At 38.8% G+C, this 16,497-nt stretch carries 16 protein-coding genes; 12 read left to right on the plus strand and 4 right to left on the minus strand.

All coding sequences use genetic code 11. The features are described from left to right. Positions 1-227: 227 nt before the first annotated feature. Entirely contained in the window at positions 228-2,375 is a 2,148-nt protein-coding gene (locus A6E04_RS07320; RefSeq protein ID WP_280513401.1) for an ATP-binding response regulator, read from the plus strand. A 60-nt stretch (positions 2,376-2,435) separates the two neighbouring features. On the opposite strand, the gene A6E04_RS07325 is transcribed toward A6E04_RS07320, so the two are convergent. Both A6E04_RS07325 and rnm read right to left on the minus strand, forming a co-directional pair. Further along, positions 2,436-3,056, minus strand: coding sequence for an L-threonylcarbamoyladenylate synthase (locus A6E04_RS07325; protein ID WP_017020615.1), 621 nt, complete (start codon positions 3,054-3,056; stop codon positions 2,436-2,438). A 72-nt stretch (positions 3,057-3,128) separates the two neighbouring features. After that, positions 3,129-3,974, minus strand: coding sequence for an RNase RNM (rnm, locus tag A6E04_RS07330; protein ID WP_017020616.1), 846 nt, complete (start codon positions 3,972-3,974; stop codon positions 3,129-3,131). A 416-nt stretch (positions 3,975-4,390) separates the two neighbouring features. On the opposite strand from rnm, the gene A6E04_RS07335 reads away from it, so the two are divergent. The 11 genes from A6E04_RS07335 (at position 4,391) to gspS2 (ending at position 14,709) form a co-directional block, all read left to right on the plus strand. Then, positions 4,391-5,974 (plus strand): anthranilate synthase component 1, encoded by a 1,584-nt coding sequence (locus A6E04_RS07335; protein ID WP_026025292.1) that lies wholly within the window; start codon positions 4,391-4,393, stop codon positions 5,972-5,974. Beyond that, complete coding sequence (locus A6E04_RS07340; protein WP_012549897.1) at positions 5,974-6,582, plus strand: aminodeoxychorismate/anthranilate synthase component II; 609 nt, start codon at positions 5,974-5,976, stop codon at positions 6,580-6,582. The genes A6E04_RS07335 and A6E04_RS07340 overlap by 1 nt, the downstream gene beginning before the upstream one ends. A gap of 19 nt (positions 6,583-6,601) precedes the next feature. Beyond that, a complete protein-coding gene (trpD, locus tag A6E04_RS07345; protein ID WP_175365419.1) occupies positions 6,602-7,600 on the plus strand; it encodes an anthranilate phosphoribosyltransferase in 999 nt (332 codons plus the stop codon). Between the two features lie 5 nt (positions 7,601-7,605). Beyond that, the gene (trpCF, locus tag A6E04_RS07350) at positions 7,606-9,018 is read left to right on the plus strand and encodes a bifunctional indole-3-glycerol-phosphate synthase TrpC/phosphoribosylanthranilate isomerase TrpF (protein ID WP_065610714.1); all 1,413 of its coding nucleotides are present in this window, start codon (positions 7,606-7,608) and stop codon (positions 9,016-9,018) included. 10 nt (positions 9,019-9,028) lie between these two features. Next, positions 9,029-10,219 carry a tryptophan synthase subunit beta gene (gene trpB, locus A6E04_RS07355; RefSeq protein WP_065610716.1) on the plus strand — a complete coding sequence of 397 codons (1,191 nt, stop codon included), beginning with the start codon at positions 9,029-9,031 and terminating at the stop codon, positions 10,217-10,219. After that, on the plus strand, positions 10,219-11,025 hold the full coding sequence (gene trpA / locus A6E04_RS07360) for a tryptophan synthase subunit alpha (RefSeq protein ID WP_065610718.1): 807 nt from the start codon (positions 10,219-10,221) through the stop codon (positions 11,023-11,025). The genes trpB and trpA overlap by 1 nt, the downstream gene beginning before the upstream one ends. 316 nt (positions 11,026-11,341) lie before the next feature. Continuing rightward, positions 11,342-12,598 (plus strand): dicarboxylate/amino acid:cation symporter, encoded by a 1,257-nt coding sequence (locus tag A6E04_RS07365; RefSeq protein WP_017020622.1) that lies wholly within the window; start codon positions 11,342-11,344, stop codon positions 12,596-12,598. A 201-nt stretch (positions 12,599-12,799) separates the two neighbouring features. Continuing rightward, positions 12,800-13,345 carry a septation protein A gene (locus A6E04_RS07370; RefSeq protein WP_017020623.1) on the plus strand — a complete coding sequence of 182 codons (546 nt, stop codon included), beginning with the start codon at positions 12,800-12,802 and terminating at the stop codon, positions 13,343-13,345. A gap of 99 nt (positions 13,346-13,444) precedes the next feature. Beyond that, positions 13,445-13,867: an acyl-CoA thioester hydrolase YciA gene (yciA, locus tag A6E04_RS07375; protein WP_083198930.1), complete on the plus strand. Its 423-nt coding sequence runs from the start codon at positions 13,445-13,447 to the stop codon at positions 13,865-13,867. A 122-nt stretch (positions 13,868-13,989) separates the two neighbouring features. After that, positions 13,990-14,292 (plus strand): YciI family protein, encoded by a 303-nt coding sequence (locus A6E04_RS07380; protein ID WP_065610720.1) that lies wholly within the window; start codon positions 13,990-13,992, stop codon positions 14,290-14,292. 18 nt (positions 14,293-14,310) lie between these two features. Continuing rightward, entirely contained in the window at positions 14,311-14,709 is a 399-nt protein-coding gene (gene gspS2 / locus A6E04_RS07385; RefSeq protein WP_065610722.1) for a type II secretion system pilot lipoprotein GspS-beta, read from the plus strand. Positions 14,710-14,785: 76 nt separating this feature from the next. On the opposite strand, the gene A6E04_RS07390 is transcribed toward gspS2, so the two are convergent. Both A6E04_RS07390 and A6E04_RS07395 read right to left on the minus strand, forming a co-directional pair. After that, complete coding sequence (locus A6E04_RS07390; RefSeq protein WP_017020626.1) at positions 14,786-15,751, minus strand: class I SAM-dependent methyltransferase; 966 nt, start codon at positions 15,749-15,751, stop codon at positions 14,786-14,788. Further along, positions 15,751-16,434 (minus strand): TIGR01621 family pseudouridine synthase, encoded by a 684-nt coding sequence (locus tag A6E04_RS07395; RefSeq protein ID WP_017020627.1) that lies wholly within the window; start codon positions 16,432-16,434, stop codon positions 15,751-15,753. Before A6E04_RS07395 ends, A6E04_RS07390 begins: the two co-directional genes overlap by 1 nt. Positions 16,435-16,497: the final 63 nt, after the last annotated feature.

The raw sequence follows: 16,497 nt of genomic DNA on the forward strand, positions 1-16,497 counted from the left end.
AGCGGATGAAAGTTGATCCTAAAATTTACTATCCATATATAGGGTATTCTATATTCATCGTTTTTTGGGTTCTAATAAATTACTATTTCCAATCAAATCTTTTACTTCATTTTAGTGAACGAGTTGCCACGACGATGGCTATTCTTGCTAACTTAGCCTCTTATTTTGCCTTTGCATTTGCATTTTTGTTCTCATGTCGCCTCTCATCAACAAGAAAGAACAAAAAGATGGCAACGTGGCAAATCGTTTTATTTTATGCTGAAACTATTTTTGCAATCACGATAAATACAATTCCAAACCAAACAGTTACAGGAGTGACCATCGTAGAGAAAGGCATTTTCACTATTCACTTTGGCCCCTTTGCTTCTTTCTTTTTTATCAATGCATTTCTTTTCATTGGATTAATTTTTTATAATTTTTTCAAACTAAGAAAAAGTACAATTCGATTAAATAAAGAAAAATCCATTTATTTACTCTTCGGAATTGTTATTTTTATGATTTCAACCATCATATCTCAAATTATCATTCCAATTATTTGGCAAGACTTTTCATATGCTTGGCTTCCTCCTGCGCTTTCAATTACTGAAGCTATATTAATAGGTTACACCTTGTTATATCATCGTTTATATAGCCTTCGTTACCTTGCATTTTGGATATTATCTTATTCCTTAAATGCACTTATTTATTTACTGCCTTTATTTTACATTTATAAAGGAACATCAGAATCAAATTTATTATACATGAGTATTTTCTTGATCGTATTCACAGGTTTATTCTGGGAAAAATCACTCAAAAAAACCAAGAAAATGTCTAGTTTACTTATATATAAAGACAGAAAAACACCAGTAGAAAAGATTTATGCCATTGCTGAAGAATTCAAATTTTCAAGTAATAATGCAATGGTAAAACTGGCTGAATTATTAAATACACCAAAAGAAGATCTTTTATTAGTTGGGAAAAATGCTAATTACAATGTTTTTATCCCTCATTTAAACCAAATACATTCAGCGCTAGTAAAAGATGAGCTCGATTATCAAATTCATTACGCTCCAGAAAAAGACAACTCTAGTCTGCATCAAGTACAAGAGAAAATGAATGAAAGCAAGACCGCTTTAATTTTACCTATTTTTGGAGAAAATAAACACATCTCACATTTATTAATTTCGTCGAATAAACGAGATGGTTCTACCTTTTCAAATGAAGAAATATCCGCCATTCAATGGGTCTTAACTAAGGTTCAAGGCTACATAGAAAGTGAACGAAAAGTACTTCAATCACAAGCACTTGCAAACTCTATTGCTCATGAAATGCGTAATCCACTATCCCAGTTACAATACCATTTTGAACGCATTAAACATCACTCAAGCATAGATAAAGAAAATAAAGAGTTGATTAATAATGAGCTGAGACAAGGAAGTTTAGCGATTCAAAGAGGCGCTCAGTTAATTGATATCATTTTAAGTGAAGCAAAAAACACGGCTATTAATGATGAATTATTTACCCATTACTCTGCGGCATTATTAACCGAACGTATTGTCGATGAATACGCTTTTGATTCTGATGACATGAAAAAAAGAATTAATATCGATCTTTCTCAAGACTTTATTTTCAACTTAAATGACACTCTATATAGTTTTATATTATTTAACTTATTAAGAAACGCAGTTCATTACTTTAGTGAATGTAATAGTACTATATCCATCCGTTTAGTAAAAGGGTTCGCTTCAAATAAAGTGATATTTAGAGATACTGGCCCTGGTATAGATTCTCATATTCTACCTAATATTTTTGATGATTTTTTCACTCATAACAAAGAAGGCGGCAGTGGTTTAGGCCTCTCTTATTGCTTACGAGTAATGCATGCCTTTGAAGGAAACATTGCCTGTTATTCTAAGAAAGGGGAATTTACTGAATTTGTACTTAGCTTTCCTTATATTGAAGGCGATCTCACTTCTTTAATTAATCAGCAAGAGCATCATGAGTCTGCATTGCCTTTAATTGATGTATACGATTCAGGGGATACGATAAAAACGATTCTTATTGTCGATGATAAAAAAGTGCAACGAATGTTAATCCAAACATTTATAGCACAAGATAATATGAATATCCTGCAAGCCGAAAATGGAGAAGAAGCAATTTCTATTGCGATGAATCACCCATTGGATATTATTTTTATGGATTCTAGAATGCCAGTAATGAATGGTATTGATGCTGCAAAAAGAATAAAACTCTCCTACCCAAATTTACCAATCATTGCGTTAACGGGTGAATCCGGACACGATGAAATTCAGCGTATCTCTCAAGTAATGGACGGTTATCTGACAAAACCAATATCAAAACCACAACTCATACAAACGCTGCACAAGTGGGTGTAATGCACATAAAAAAATAGCCAACCTCAGTTGACTATTTACTTCGCGATATATCAGCCGTCTTTATTCAAACGGGCTAGGATCGCCAGCGCCAACACGCGCAATCTTGATATCATCATCGCTAAAATCAATCACTGTCGTTGGTTGCTCACCTAAATAGCCACCATTCATGATCAAATCAACCGCATATTCCAATTGATCACGGATAGCCTCTGGGTCAGCTTCTGCCATTTCATTTCCAGGAAGGATTAACGTGGTAGACATTAATGGCTCACCAAGAGCTTCAAGTAAGTCTAAAGCAATTTTATTGTCAGGCACACGCATACCAATCGTCTTACGTTTTGGATTCATAAGGCGACGTGGCACCTCTTTTGTCCCTTTAAAGATAAAGGTATATGCACCTGGTGTATTATTTTTCAATAGACGAAACATAGTGTTATCTACACGAGCATAAATAGACAACTCAGAAAGATCGCGACATACCAGCGTAAAGTTATGCTTATCATCCAATCGTCGGATCTGACAAATTCGCTCTAACGCTTGTTTATTTTCAATCTGACAACCCAGTGCATAGCCTGAGTCTGTAGGGTAGATAATCACACCACCATCACGAATAATAGCAACAGCTTGGCTAATTAAACGTGCTTGTGGATTATCAGGGTGTACATAAAAAAATTGACTCATAAGTCCTCCTGCTCCGCAGGTAATAGTATAAACAGTGGTTTTATTTTAGTTTTTTATTCTAAATTCACTTTTCTATTCAAATGTAGGTAAAGCCCAATCTTGCCATACAGGAACAACCCCTGCTGGTAACCATAAATTTCGGCCTAATTCGGTCCACGGGGATGGATAATGGAAATCCGAACCTTGTGACACTAATAAGTCAAAATGAATCGCGTAATCAGCAAGTACTCGGCGCTCTTGAACCCCTTGCTGTGGTAAAGCGACTTCCATCGCGTCCCCTTTTGCTTCAACAAAAGCAGCAAGTAAACGCTTAATCCATTTTGCAGTTAAATTATAGCGGCCTGGGTGGGCTAATATTGCCGTCCCTCCTGCGTTATGTATTACCTCAACCGCTTCTTCAATAGAGCACCACTCTGGTGGAACATATCCAATATTGTTTCGAGTTAAGAATTTTTTAAAAACCGCTTGCATGGTTTTTGCGTAACCTTGATCAACCAACCATTTACCAAAATGAGCACGAGTTAAAGTCCCACCGTTAGCAAGTGCTTTTGCCCCTTCCAGAGCTCCGGGATAACCCGCTCTTTCTAGACGCTCAGCCATTTTCTCTGCACGCGCAATTCTGCGAGCTTCTTGTTGCTCAATTAACGCTAACAATTCAGGATGATTAATATCTAAATTCAACCCCACGACGTGAATATCTTTATTGCTCCACAGCGTAGAGATCTCAATGCCATCAATTAAATGCAATGGAAGATCTTTCTCTTTTATCGCTTTATGGGCCTCAGCTAAACCAGCAACCGTATCGTGATCGGTAATAGCAAAAACTTTAACATCAAAATTCACCGCTCTTTCTACTAATTCTGTCGGTGATAAGCGTCCATCTGACGCAGTTGTGTGACTATGTAGGTCTATTTTCATAATTATTCTTGACTTTTATTCCTCGCACTAGTTTACTAGTACGCAGTTAAACACTTTCTTATGTTTATTTATAATGATTTCTAATATAGGTACTTTATGCCACAGCACACCAAACAACAAGTGTTCTTAAATACATTAATGACAAATGGTCAACGTTGGTGGCACTACTTAGGGTAGTGTTTTTGTGCTTGGTTTTATAAATACAACATAAAAAACAACTGCCCGCCCTTTCAGCGGGTTTTTTTATGCCTAAAGCACAATGTAAAAGAGAAAATACAACATCGATGAAATAGTAAACATTCAGTAATTTAGCCCTCATAAGTTTTAACAAAAGAGTGGCAACAACAGTGAAATATGCGACTATGCCAATACAAAAGAAATTAACAGAAGATCAACGAATTAGCAGAGAGGCTATGATGCAATCATCACACTCAAAAGATGGTCAGTTAGAATTACTTTGCCTTGAGGTACCCTACGTTTCCGACCCAACGGAATTGTATTCGACACTGTGTGCAAACCAAGCCATGAGCTTGTTACTTGAGTCTGCTGAAGTTGATTCAAAACAAAACCTAAAAAGCTTAATGTTGATTGATGCAGCAGTCCGTATTCATTGTTTCGATAAAATCGTTACTCTTGAAGCATTAACGAAAAACGGAGAAGCATTATTAAAAACATTAAGTCTTTCTCTTCCTTCTTCGTTAGTTGATTTAATTTCCAGCTCGGTACTGAAGCTTCATTTTCCAGAGATTAATCAAGATTTAGATGAAGACAGTCGCCTAAGAGAGCTTTCTTCTTTTGATGCATTACGCTTTATCCAAAACCAATTCGATTTGACCGGATTACCGTCAAATGCACTCTTTTTTGGTGGTTTATTTGCTTATGACTTAGTGGCAAATTTTGAACAACTAGGCAGTGCAGAAACAACCAACAAATGTCCTGATTACTTATTTTATATTGCAGAATCTTTACTCGTCATAGACCATCAAACAAAAACATCGACAGTACAAGGCTCTATATTTACAAAAGAGTCCACGATCAAACAAAACATATCGACTCGTTTAGAAGCTATTAATGTTTTTTGTTCAGAACCTCACACCTTGCCTGATGCTCCAATATTAGATCGTTGTGAAGCTCTTCCAAGTGTCTCTGATGAAGATTTTTGTCAAACTGTTCTAGATTTAAAAGAATACGTTATTAGAGGAGACGTATTTCAGGTAGTTCCATCTCGTCGCTTTACGCTTCCTTGCCCTGCTCCACTTTCTGCTTACCGAGAATTAAAAATCGGTAACCCAAGTCCTTACATGTTCTACCTGCAAGATCGTGATTTTACTTTATTTGGGGCTTCTCCTGAGTCTGCGTTAAAATATTGTAAAGACAGCAATCAAGTCGAAATTTACCCAATAGCAGGGACTCGCCAGCGTGGGAAAAATAACGATGGTTCAATTAATTATGACTTAGATAGCCGTATTGAATTGGAACTACGTTGTGATACCAAAGAAAACGCAGAGCACATGATGTTGGTGGATCTTGCTCGAAATGACGTAGCTCGAATTTCAGCCCCCGGAACAAGATACGTTGCTGATTTATTAAAAGTCGATCGCTACAGCCACGTAATGCATTTAGTTTCTCGTGTTGTTGGACAGCTACGAGGGGATCTTGATGCCCTTCATGCTTATCAAGCGTGTATGAACATGGGAACCTTAACAGGCGCACCTAAAATTCGAGCAATGCAATTAATCCGTGATGTAGAAAAAACACGTCGAGGAACTTATGGTGGTGCCGTTGGTTACTTAACGGGTGATGGCCACATGGATACTTGTATCGTTATTCGCTCTGCTTATGTTGAAGATGGCATAGCTCAAGTTCAAGCCGGTGCAGGAGTCGTTTATGATTCTCATCCACAAGCTGAAGCAGATGAAACACGAGGTAAAGCTCAAGCCGTTATCTCTGCAATTCAAAAGGCGCACCTTGCATCACAGAAAGCAAAGGAGAAAAACTAATGACTCATATCGTATTACTGGATAATTTTGACTCCTTTACTTACAACCTTGTCGATCAGTTTCGCTCACTTGGTTACCCTGTAACTATATATCGAAACAGTTTATCTGCGATAGCATTTGAAGACGCGGTCACTAAATTAGAAAACCCTGTTGTTGTATTATCCCCGGGGCCTGGTGCCCCATCAGAAGCAGGTTGCATGCCTGACGTTATTCAGCGCTTAAAAGGCAAAGTTCCGATGATAGGGATTTGTCTTGGTCATCAAGCCATCGTTGAAGCGTACGACGGCATTGTCGCTGGTGCGGGTGAAATTGTTCATGGTAAATCAGCTATGATGACACATAACCAACACGCCATTTTTGATGGATTACCAAATCCACTTTCTATTGCTCGTTACCACTCTCTTGTTGCCACTAAAGTGACCAAGCAATTAACAGTAACGGCAACGGTTGACGATTTAGTTATGGCGGTCATTCAAGAAGAAGATAAAGTGTGTGGGTTTCAGTTTCATCCCGAATCCATTCTCACTACGCAAGGCGAACAACTTTTAATTAATACCTTGAATTGGGCACTCGATATCACTCAATCCCATTCAGAAAATAAAGAATAAGGATATTCTCATGACTCAAATTGAAGCCATTTTTAATAAGCTATACAGCCAAGTTTCTCTTTCAGAAACTGAGAGCCAAATCCTATTTGATGCCATCATCAAAGGTGAACTTGATCCAATCCTATTAACCGCAGCGCTAACGTGTTTAAAAATTAAAGGCGAAACGCCAAATGAAATCGCTGGGGCCGCAAAGGCATTACTTGAAAACGCGAATCCATTTCCTCGTCCTGACTATGACTTTGCGGACATTGTAGGTACTGGCGGTGATGGCTCAAACACAATCAATATTTCTACTACGGCCGCATTTGTTGCTGCCGCGTGTGGATTGAAAATTGCAAAACACGGTAATCGTGGCGTTTCAAGTAAGTCAGGATCGTCTGATTTACTGGATTCGTTCGGCATCAATTTAGCAATGTCAGCAGAAGACACTCGTAAAGCCGTTGATGACTTAGGTGTTGCCTTCTTATTTGCACCGCACTATCACGGTGGTGTTCGACACGCGATGCCAATTCGCCAAACCATGAAAACCCGTACCATCTTTAATATTCTAGGTCCATTGATCAACCCTGCTCGTCCTAACATCGAATTAATGGGTGTGTACGATGAATCCCTTGTTCGCCCTATTGCTGAAACCATGGTTAACATGGGCATGAAACGCGCTGCAGTTGTCTTTGGTTCTGGTCTTGATGAAGTAGCTATTCACGGTCCAACAACCGTAGCAGAAATTATTAATGGCGAAATAAAAGAATACACACTAACCCCAGAAGATTTTGGCTTAGAAACTCATCCCCTAGATGCGATTAAAGGGGGAGAACCAGAAGAAAATAAAGCCATTATTACTGACATTTTGACAGGTAAAGGCACTGATGCACAATTAGGTGCGATAGCCGTAAATGTATCGTTATTAATGCGCTTATTTGGCCATGAAGATTTAAAAGCCAATGCACAGAAAGCCATTGATGCAATGAACTCTGGCAAAGCATTTACATTAGTTCAGCAATTAGCGGCACGAGGATAGAGAAGATGACACAGCAACTGTCTGAGCATATCTCAGTAGAAAACACACAAATGGCAGAAGTACTTGTGAAGATCGTCAAGGACAAGGTCATTTGGGTTAGCGAACGCAAAGAAACTCAACCTCTTGATTCGTTCAAAAATGGCTTAACGGCATCTGATCGCAGCTTTTACAAAGCATTAAAAACAGGCAACACTGAATTCATTCTTGAATGTAAAAAAGCCTCGCCATCTAAAGGGTTGATCCGTCAAGATTTTGATCTCAATTACATCGCATCAGTGTATAACAATCATGCCAGTGCAATCTCAGTACTCACCGATGAGAAGTATTTCCAAGGCAGTTTTGATTTCTTGCCAATCATTCGTGACCAAGTCAATCAACCAATTCTATGCAAAGACTTCATGATTGACACTTATCAAGTTTATTTAGCTCGTCACTACGGCGCAGATGCAATTCTATTAATGCTTTCTGTTCTTGATGATGAACAATACTGTGAATTGGCGGCCGTCGCCCACTCTTTAAGTATGGGTATTTTAACCGAAGTCAGTAATGAAGAAGAGTTACATCGTGCAGTGGCATTAGAAGCTCAGGTTATTGGTATTAATAACCGTAATCTTCGTGATTTATCTACCGACTTAAACCGTACCAAAGAATTAGCACCTCTTCTCCCTAAAGGCACAACCATCATTTCTGAATCGGGGATTTACAACCATCAGCAAGTGAAAGACTTAGCAAAGCACGCGACAGGATTTTTGATTGGCAGTTCATTAATGTCGGAAGAAAACCTAGAACTTGCTGCACGAAAAGTTATTTTAGGGGAGAACAAAGTCTGTGGCCTAACGTCAATAGAAGATGCGAAAGCTATCTATAACGCAGGTGCGGTATATGGTGGATTAATCTTTGTTGAGAAATCACCTCGGTTTGTTTCTCTTGAAACAGCAAAAGCCATCACCCAAGCCACCACATTAAACTATGTGGGTGTATTTCAAAATGAAACGCTTAAAAACATCGTAAAAACAGCAAATGACTTATCTTTGTCCGTCATTCAACTTCATGGAAATGAGAGCGAAGATTACATTACTGAACTAAAACAACAATTACCAACAACATGCCAAGTGTGGAATGTTATTTCTGTGTCAGATGATGCCCAAAGCATTTCACTTCCGCAAAGTGTTGCTGATAAAGTACTGGTAGATTGTAAGGTTGGTTCTCAAACAGGAGGAACTGGTGTTAGCTTTGATTGGAATAAACTACCACACAATAACATCATTCTTGCCGGTGGATTAAGCCTTGAAAATACGAAAACAGCCTCACAATTAGGGTGCTTTGGACTCGATTTCAACTCTGGAGTAGAAACGACTCCAGGGAAAAAAGATCATAAAAAATTAAGCGCCGTATTTAGCGCATTACGAAATTATTAAGGAAAATATCATGGCGAAATTAGATGCCTACTTCGGCGAATATGGTGGTCAATACGTACCACAAATTTTAGTTCCTGCACTTGACCAACTTGAACAAGCCTTTATTGATGCTCAAGCAGACGAAGACTTCCGTGCAGAGTTCATGACACTGTTGCAAGAATATGCAGGTCGCCCTACCGCCCTTACGCTTTGTCGAAATCTGACAAAAGGCACAAAAACCAAGCTATACCTAAAACGTGAAGACTTACTTCACGGTGGCGCGCACAAAACCAACCAGGTATTAGGTCAAGCTCTACTTGCACTGCGTATGGGTAAAAAAGAAATCATCGCAGAAACAGGTGCAGGTCAACACGGTGTAGCAACGGCTCTTGCCTGCGCATTGCTTGGCTTAAAATGCCGCGTTTACATGGGTGCTAAAGACATAGAACGTCAAAGCCCTAACGTATTTAGAATGAAGTTAATGGGTGCAGAAGTGATCCCCGTTCATTCAGGTTCAGCAACACTAAAAGATGCCTGTAATGAAGCATTGCGTGATTGGTCTGCAACGTATGAAACTGCCCACTACCTATTGGGCACAGCTGCGGGTCCTCACCCATTCCCAACCATCGTTCGCGAATTCCAACGCATGATTGGCGAAGAAACTAAAATGCAAATCCTTGCTCGTGAAGGTCGCCTTCCTGATGCCGTAATTGCTTGTGTCGGTGGCGGCTCAAATGCAATAGGCATGTTTGCGGATTTCATCAAAGAAGAGAATGTAAGACTAATTGGTGTCGAACCGGCAGGTAAAGGCATTGATACCGACCAACACGGAGCACCATTAAAACATGGAAAAACCGGTATTTTCTTTGGTATGAAAGCGCCATTAATGCAAGATGAGCACGGTCAAATTGAAGAATCTTATTCTGTTTCTGCGGGTCTTGATTTTCCATCAGTTGGTCCACAACACGCTCACTTGAATTCGATTGGCCGTGCTGAATACGGCTCAGTAACCGATGATGAAGCACTCGAAGCATTCCAAACATTAGCAAAAGGCGAAGGTATTATTCCAGCACTGGAGTCTTCTCATGCGCTTGCTTATGCATTACAAATGGCACATTCAGAACCAGAAAAAGAACAACTATTAGTGGTAAACCTATCTGGTCGTGGTGATAAAGACATTTTCACCGTTCATGACATCCTAAAAGAAAAGGGAGAAATCTAATGGATCGTTATCAAGCCCTATTTGCTAAATTAGCAGAAAAAAACCAAGGTGCATTTGTTCCTTTTGTAACCATTGGCGATCCAAATCCAGAACTTTCTTATGAAATCATGGATACTTTAGTAAAAGCAGGTGCCGATGCACTTGAACTTGGTATCCCATTCTCTGATCCTCTGGCTGATGGACCAACAATTCAAGGTGCAAATATTCGTGCATTAAACAGTAAAACAACGCCTATCGTATGTTTTGATTTAATCGCAAAAATCCGGGCTAAATATCCTGAAACCCCAATTGGCCTATTAGTTTACGCCAATCTTGTCTTCGCAAATGGCATTGATACTTTCTATACTAAATGTCAGAAAGCTGGTGTAGATTCCGTATTGATTGCTGATGTTCCAACCAATGAATCAGAAGAGTTTAGAACAAGTGCAATTAAGCATAATGTTCACCCTATCTTCATTGCGCCTCCGTCAGCCTCAGATGAAACATTAGAAACCGTTGCTAAGCTTGGTGGGGGTTATACTTACCTTCTTTCTCGTGCAGGCGTTACTGGTGCTGAAACTAAAGCGGGCATGCCTGTTGCTCAATTATTAGCACGTTTAAACCAATTTGATGCACCTCCTGCGATTCTTGGTTTTGGTATATCGGAACCTGCTCAAGTAGAAGAAGCGATTAAAGCCGGTGCAGCAGGCGCAATTTCAGGCTCTGCAACTGTTAAAATCATTGAACAACATCAAGACAATCCAGCGGTGTTACTTAATGCACTTACGGCATTTACTTCTGCCATGAAAGCAGCAACACAAAAATAACCAAAACACCTTATTCATTATTTAAAGGAGCTCATTTTGAGCTCCTTTTTTTAATTCAATAATCTCGATTAAAAATAACTACGTTAATTATCAAAATGAAAAAGAAAGGAAAAACAATCAAAAAAACGGATTTAAGCATAAAAAAGCAACAATAAAGACACAACAACCTCCACAAGTTTGATTATATTCGATAAAAATGTTGCTAGTTGTAAATATTGCGTGTAAAACGGCAACCAATATATTTAACTAATGAATAGATACATTTTAAGGGCTATTGATTAGCTTTTATAACAAACACAACACAGAGGTAAAGAAAGTGCTAAATAAGAAAGGACTTCTAAACAATATCGGTATTCAAGTCGTTATTGCTATGATCATTGGTACACTTGTCGGTGCAACCATGGGTCAATCTGCCGTAATGTTCGCTCCATTAGGGACTATTTTCATTAACCTAATTAAAATGCTCGTTATTCCACTGGTTGCTGTTGCGCTGATCTCTGGTGCGGCTGGCCTAGGAAACAGCAGCAACGCAGGCAAAGTAGGCTTAACGACATTAAGCTATTTCGGAATCACTTCTGCTCTGGCTGTTGCTCTGGCTTTATTCATGGGTGAAATATTTGAACCAGGTAAAGGCATTGATGTCTCTGGCGTTGAAGGCATGTTCTCTTCCGCTTATGCTGCCAAAGGTGAACTACCAACCTTCTGGGCAACCATTACTGGAATGATCCCAACGAACGTATTCCAATCGCTAAATGAAGCTAACATTTTACAAATTCTCGTTTTCTGCTTATTTTTTGGTATTGGTCTTTCTAAATTAGAAAAAAAACGTCGTGAACCAATGCTTAATGCCGTGAACTCAATTGTTGATGTTATGGTTTGGATGATCAACAAAGTCATGATAATTGCTCCTATCGGTGTATTTGGCTTAATGGCCGAAGCCGTAGGCACGTTTGGTTTTGGTGCATTGATGGTTGTATTTAAACTATTCCTTGTTTATATCGCCGCTATTTTTATCTTTGGTTTTATTGCTTACCCACTAATGGTTGGTTTGTTAACCAAAACATCAGCGAAAAAATTCCTGATTGCGATGAAGAAACCACAAGCCGTTGCTCTATCAACTGCTTCTTCAATGGCAACACTACCCGTGACAATGGAAACGGTTGAGAAAGACTTAGGTGTGCGTAACTCTACCGCCTCATTTGTTCTACCATTAGGCGCAACAATCAACATGTCTGGTAACGCAATTTACTATGGCTTGGTTGCTATCTTCTTTGCACAGCTGTTCAATATTGATTTATCTATCGGTGCTTATGTCGCTATCATAATTACTTCAACGTTAGGTGCCGTTGGTCAAGCTGGTGTTCCTGGTCCATCATTTCTTGTTGTTGCCGTATTACTGGCGGCAGGTATTCCGATTGAAGGCTTACCACTGTTATTCGCATTAGATCGTATTTTCGATATGATCCGTACTGCACTGAACATTACAGGTGACGCAGCGTGTGCTGTAATTGTTGACGCTATGGTCGATGATTCTCCAGTAGAAGAGACGGCATCAGAGAAACAACAAGCGTAACGTTTTCTCACAAAAAGACTAAAAGCCTGCTTCTTGAACCAATTCAGAGCAGGCTCTTTATCTCAATTCAAATACTCCCTTCAATATCGCCTTTGTCATAAAATAATAAGTAAAATGTAACAAGCAATTTTTAGCGATTCCCTCTCCTCTCAATTTTAGATACACTCGCTGCATAATTTATTATTGGCTCAACATATAAACATGAAACAGATCTTAGATTTTATCCCACTGATTATCTTTTTTGCTTTATACAAAATGTACGATATCTACACAGCAACAGGTGCACTTATCGTAGCCACTGCCGTTCAATTAATACTGACTTACGTACTGTACAAAAAAGTAGAAAAAATGCAGTTAATCACCTTTATTATGGTGACAGTTTTTGGTGGCATGACCATATTTTTACACGATGATAATTTCATAAAATGGAAAGTAACCATCGTATACGCTGTTTTTGCTGCTGGTTTAATTGTTGCTCAAATTTTAGGCAGACCTATTATTAAAGGTATGCTTGGTAAAGAAGTGACTTTACCTGATGATAAATGGAATAAAATTAACTACGCATGGATTTTATTCTTCACTGCATGTTCTATTGCTAACTTGTACGTTGCTTTTGAAATGCCATTAGATGTATGGGTAAACTTTAAAGTATTTGGTCTGTTAGGACTTACTTTCATATACACCCTACTTACCGGTATGTACGTTTATAAACACATGCCAAAAGAGAAAAAAGAAGAACAAGAGTAAGTTTTATTACTCCCTCTCTTTTAAACCGTGTTGTTTACAACACGGTTTTTTTATATTTACTATTTTGTGATAGACTTCTAACAATTTCATTTTTGTTGTATGGAAATCATGTTGAACACCTCAGTAAATACCGACCAAGTTCCTAAAGGCCAACTTCTTTTACGTACCCTTTCGATGCCTGCAGATACGAATGCCAATGGTGACATCTTTGGCGGTTGGATAATGTCACAGCTTGATTTAGCGGGTGGCATTTTAGCAAAAGAAATATCTGGTGGTCGTATTGTTACCGTTTCTGTCTCTAGCATCACATTCAAGAAACCAGTAAAAGTTGGCGATGTCGTTTGCTGTTATGGTGAATGCGTTAACATTGGTCGAACTTCAATGTCGATTAATTTGGAAGTATGGGTAAAACCAATCAAAGAAGATGGCATTGGTGATCGCTTTCAAGTTTGTGAGGCCACTTTTAATTATGTTGCTATCGATGCTAAAGGAAAACCTCGTCCTATCCTCAAAAATGCGTAAGAAATAGAGGAATATCACCTTTATTTGTAAAATGCTCTGGTTTAACACCAGAGCTTTTTTTATTATGGTGTAAGCTATCTCAAATCAAATACAAATTATCACCAAAATAAAAGGATTCTATAATGTGGTATGTCATATTCTCTCAAGATGTTGAAAACAGTTTAGAGCGTCGTTTAAGCGTTCGTGAACAACATTTAGCACGCTTAACAACATTACAGAACGAGGGTCGTTTACTTGTTGCAGGGCCAATGCCTGCTATCGATTCTGAAAACCCTGGTGAGGCTGGTTTTACAGGTTCTACTGTTATTGCCGATTTTGACTCTTTAGCGTCAGCACAAGAATGGGCAAATAATGATCCTTACATCGACGCTGGCGTTTACGCTAACGTAATTGTAAAACCATTTAAAAAAGTACTTCCTGCATAATTGATATTAAGAATTTAAATGAAAAAAATACTATTCACCGCATTCAGTCTTATTCTACTTTCTGGTTGTGCTTCTAATGAACAGCAAAAAGAAATTGATATGCTTGCTGATTATAGAGCCAGCGTTCTTAGCAGCGTATTACCTTTAGAGATAGGTCCACTGACTCTACTTCGTGCAAAAGCAAAGCATGGCGTTGTTGAAATGATGTTTTTAGACAGTGGAAATGGAAAAGTCAGTACAACAGAAGTCATAGAAAAAAGTATTACTACTTTCTGTAAAGACAATGAAGTTCGCCCCGTGATTGATAAGGGGGTAACCTATCAATACATTATCCGTAACTCACGAGGTCAGCAGCAAAATAACATTATCGTGAATGAGCAGTCTTGTTTAGATCGAGAGCAAACAGAAAACAAATAATCTAAAACTAAAATGCCTTCTCAATAGAAATATGAAAAGGCATTTTTTAATTAAAACAACATCAGTTTCAGATGAATTAGCGAGTAAATCGCATCACTTTTAACCCACTTTCAGGATTGATATCAGCAAACTCAGGTGGATTATCTAAACGCTCAATATATTTCAACTCTGGTGCTTCTTCTGCCATACCATCAATTAAGAAATCCGTTGATACTGCTGGTGAATTCACACACGCCAATACCTCTCCATTTTCTGTTAACAAATCAGGTAGGCGACGTAAGATCTTCTGATAATCTTTAGTTAACGCAAAGCTGCCTTTTTGAAAACTTGGCGGATCAATAATGATCAAGTCATACAAACCCAATTTCTTAATCTTTCCCCATGACTTAAATATGTCATGACCTAAGAATTTTACTTTAGAAAGATCGTGTTCATTTAGCCGATGATTATCGCGGCCACGGCCTAATGACGCTTTTGCCATATCAAGATTAACCACTTGAGTGGCACCACCAGCAATCGCAGCCACAGAGAAACCACATGTGTATGCGAACAAGTTTAATACTGACTTGCCTTCGCTATGTGCTTGAACCCACTGACGACCATAACGCATATCTAAAAAGATACCCATATTCTGGTTCTTTTTTAGCTCTAGTTGGTACTTTAAACCGTTTTCTTCAACGACAGGAAACGTATTTTCGTCTCCCCATACCACTTGTGTTGGCGCTAGTTCTTGGTAACGATGTTGCAATAAGATAGAAGACCCTTTCGCATTCGTCCATAACTCTGAGTCTGCAAATGCTTTTAGTCTAGCTTCTAACTCTTCTACAAATTCAAGGTCTTGCTCTTTAAATAACGCCACCACTAGTTGACCTTGAGAGCCTTGCCCCTGAGAGTCTTTCGCTTGCAGCCAATCTACCGTGATTTGCTCTAATCCTTCAAAGCATTGGCCACGACCGTGAAATAAGCGGCGTAGTTCACCTAATGGCTGAGTCAGTTGCTGTTCAAGATGCGTAAATAACGTGTTTAATGCTTCTGCTTTCATTATTTCTTCTTAATCTCTGGCCAAGTTAATGTCCATGGCGCTTGCCATTGGGTTAATCCTGCTTGAATGGTTTCATTCTCCCATTCCGTACCTTGCTTTGGTAATTCAACAAACTCAAACGCTCGCCCTTGATAACTAAATCGTAAGGCATAAGCGTGTAAATAACCGCGGTCAGACGTTGATGAACTATAAATCGAGTCACCTAAAATACCAGAACCTACGCTTTTTAAAGCCACTCGAATTTGATGTGTTTTGCCAGTATGAGGTTTGCATAAAAACAAGCGGTTGCCATCATGCGCTGCTGTTGAAAAAAACTGAGTAATCGCAGGGTTTTCTTTGCTATTTATTAGCTTCCATGAAGAACGGCGTGAACGCTCCATATCACCAATAACTAAGCCTTGTTTTTTCTTTGGCTTTTTATCGCCAATCGCTAAATAGTATTTTTCAACTAAACGATTTGCAAACAATTGTGATAACTCACTGGCTGCTGATTGGTTTCGTCCAATAAGCAACAACCCTGACGTCATCTTGTCTAAACGATGAATAAGATACAGCTGTTTATCACCAGTTACTTTAGCGAGTTCGATTAATAATGAAGTGTCGCCATCATCTTTATGAACGCTAACATTAGGGTGTTTATTGATGATAAGAAAATCTGAATTTTGATAAAGGATATCGAACATTGGCGCTCCTAAAAGTAAGCGCTGAGTATAACGAGGTTGGTTTCTCAATTCCAACAAAAACGC

This window comes from Aliivibrio logei, assembly GCF_001691055.1.
Lineage (GTDB): Bacteria > Pseudomonadota > Gammaproteobacteria > Enterobacterales > Vibrionaceae > Aliivibrio > Aliivibrio salmonicida.

Coding starts and splice junctions, on each gene's coding strand:
- A6E04_RS07325 (WP_017020615.1), bottom strand. CDS start 3,056: ATGAGTCAATTTTTTTATGTACACCCTGATAATCCACAAGCACGTTTA.
- A6E04_RS07335 (WP_026025292.1), top strand. CDS start 4,391: ATGCAATCATCACACTCAAAAGATGGTCAGTTAGAATTACTTTGCCTT.
- yciA (WP_083198930.1), top strand. CDS start 13,445: ATGGAAATCATGTTGAACACCTCAGTAAATACCGACCAAGTTCCTAAA.
- A6E04_RS07390 (WP_017020626.1), bottom strand. CDS start 15,751: ATGAAAGCAGAAGCATTAAACACGTTATTTACGCATCTTGAACAGCAA.
- A6E04_RS07380 (WP_065610720.1), top strand. CDS start 13,990: ATGTGGTATGTCATATTCTCTCAAGATGTTGAAAACAGTTTAGAGCGT.
- trpB (WP_065610716.1), top strand. CDS start 9,029: ATGGCGAAATTAGATGCCTACTTCGGCGAATATGGTGGTCAATACGTA.
- A6E04_RS07370 (WP_017020623.1), top strand. CDS start 12,800: ATGAAACAGATCTTAGATTTTATCCCACTGATTATCTTTTTTGCTTTA.
- A6E04_RS07320 (WP_280513401.1), top strand. CDS start 228: ATGGCAACGTGGCAAATCGTTTTATTTTATGCTGAAACTATTTTTGCA.
- A6E04_RS07340 (WP_012549897.1), top strand. CDS start 5,974: ATGACTCATATCGTATTACTGGATAATTTTGACTCCTTTACTTACAAC.
- gspS2 (WP_065610722.1), top strand. CDS start 14,311: ATGAAAAAAATACTATTCACCGCATTCAGTCTTATTCTACTTTCTGGT.
- rnm (WP_017020616.1), bottom strand. CDS start 3,974: ATGAAAATAGACCTACATAGTCACACAACTGCGTCAGATGGACGCTTA.
- trpA (WP_065610718.1), top strand. CDS start 10,219: ATGGATCGTTATCAAGCCCTATTTGCTAAATTAGCAGAAAAAAACCAA.
- trpCF (WP_065610714.1), top strand. CDS start 7,606: ATGACACAGCAACTGTCTGAGCATATCTCAGTAGAAAACACACAAATG.
- A6E04_RS07395 (WP_017020627.1), bottom strand. CDS start 16,434: ATGTTCGATATCCTTTATCAAAATTCAGATTTTCTTATCATCAATAAA.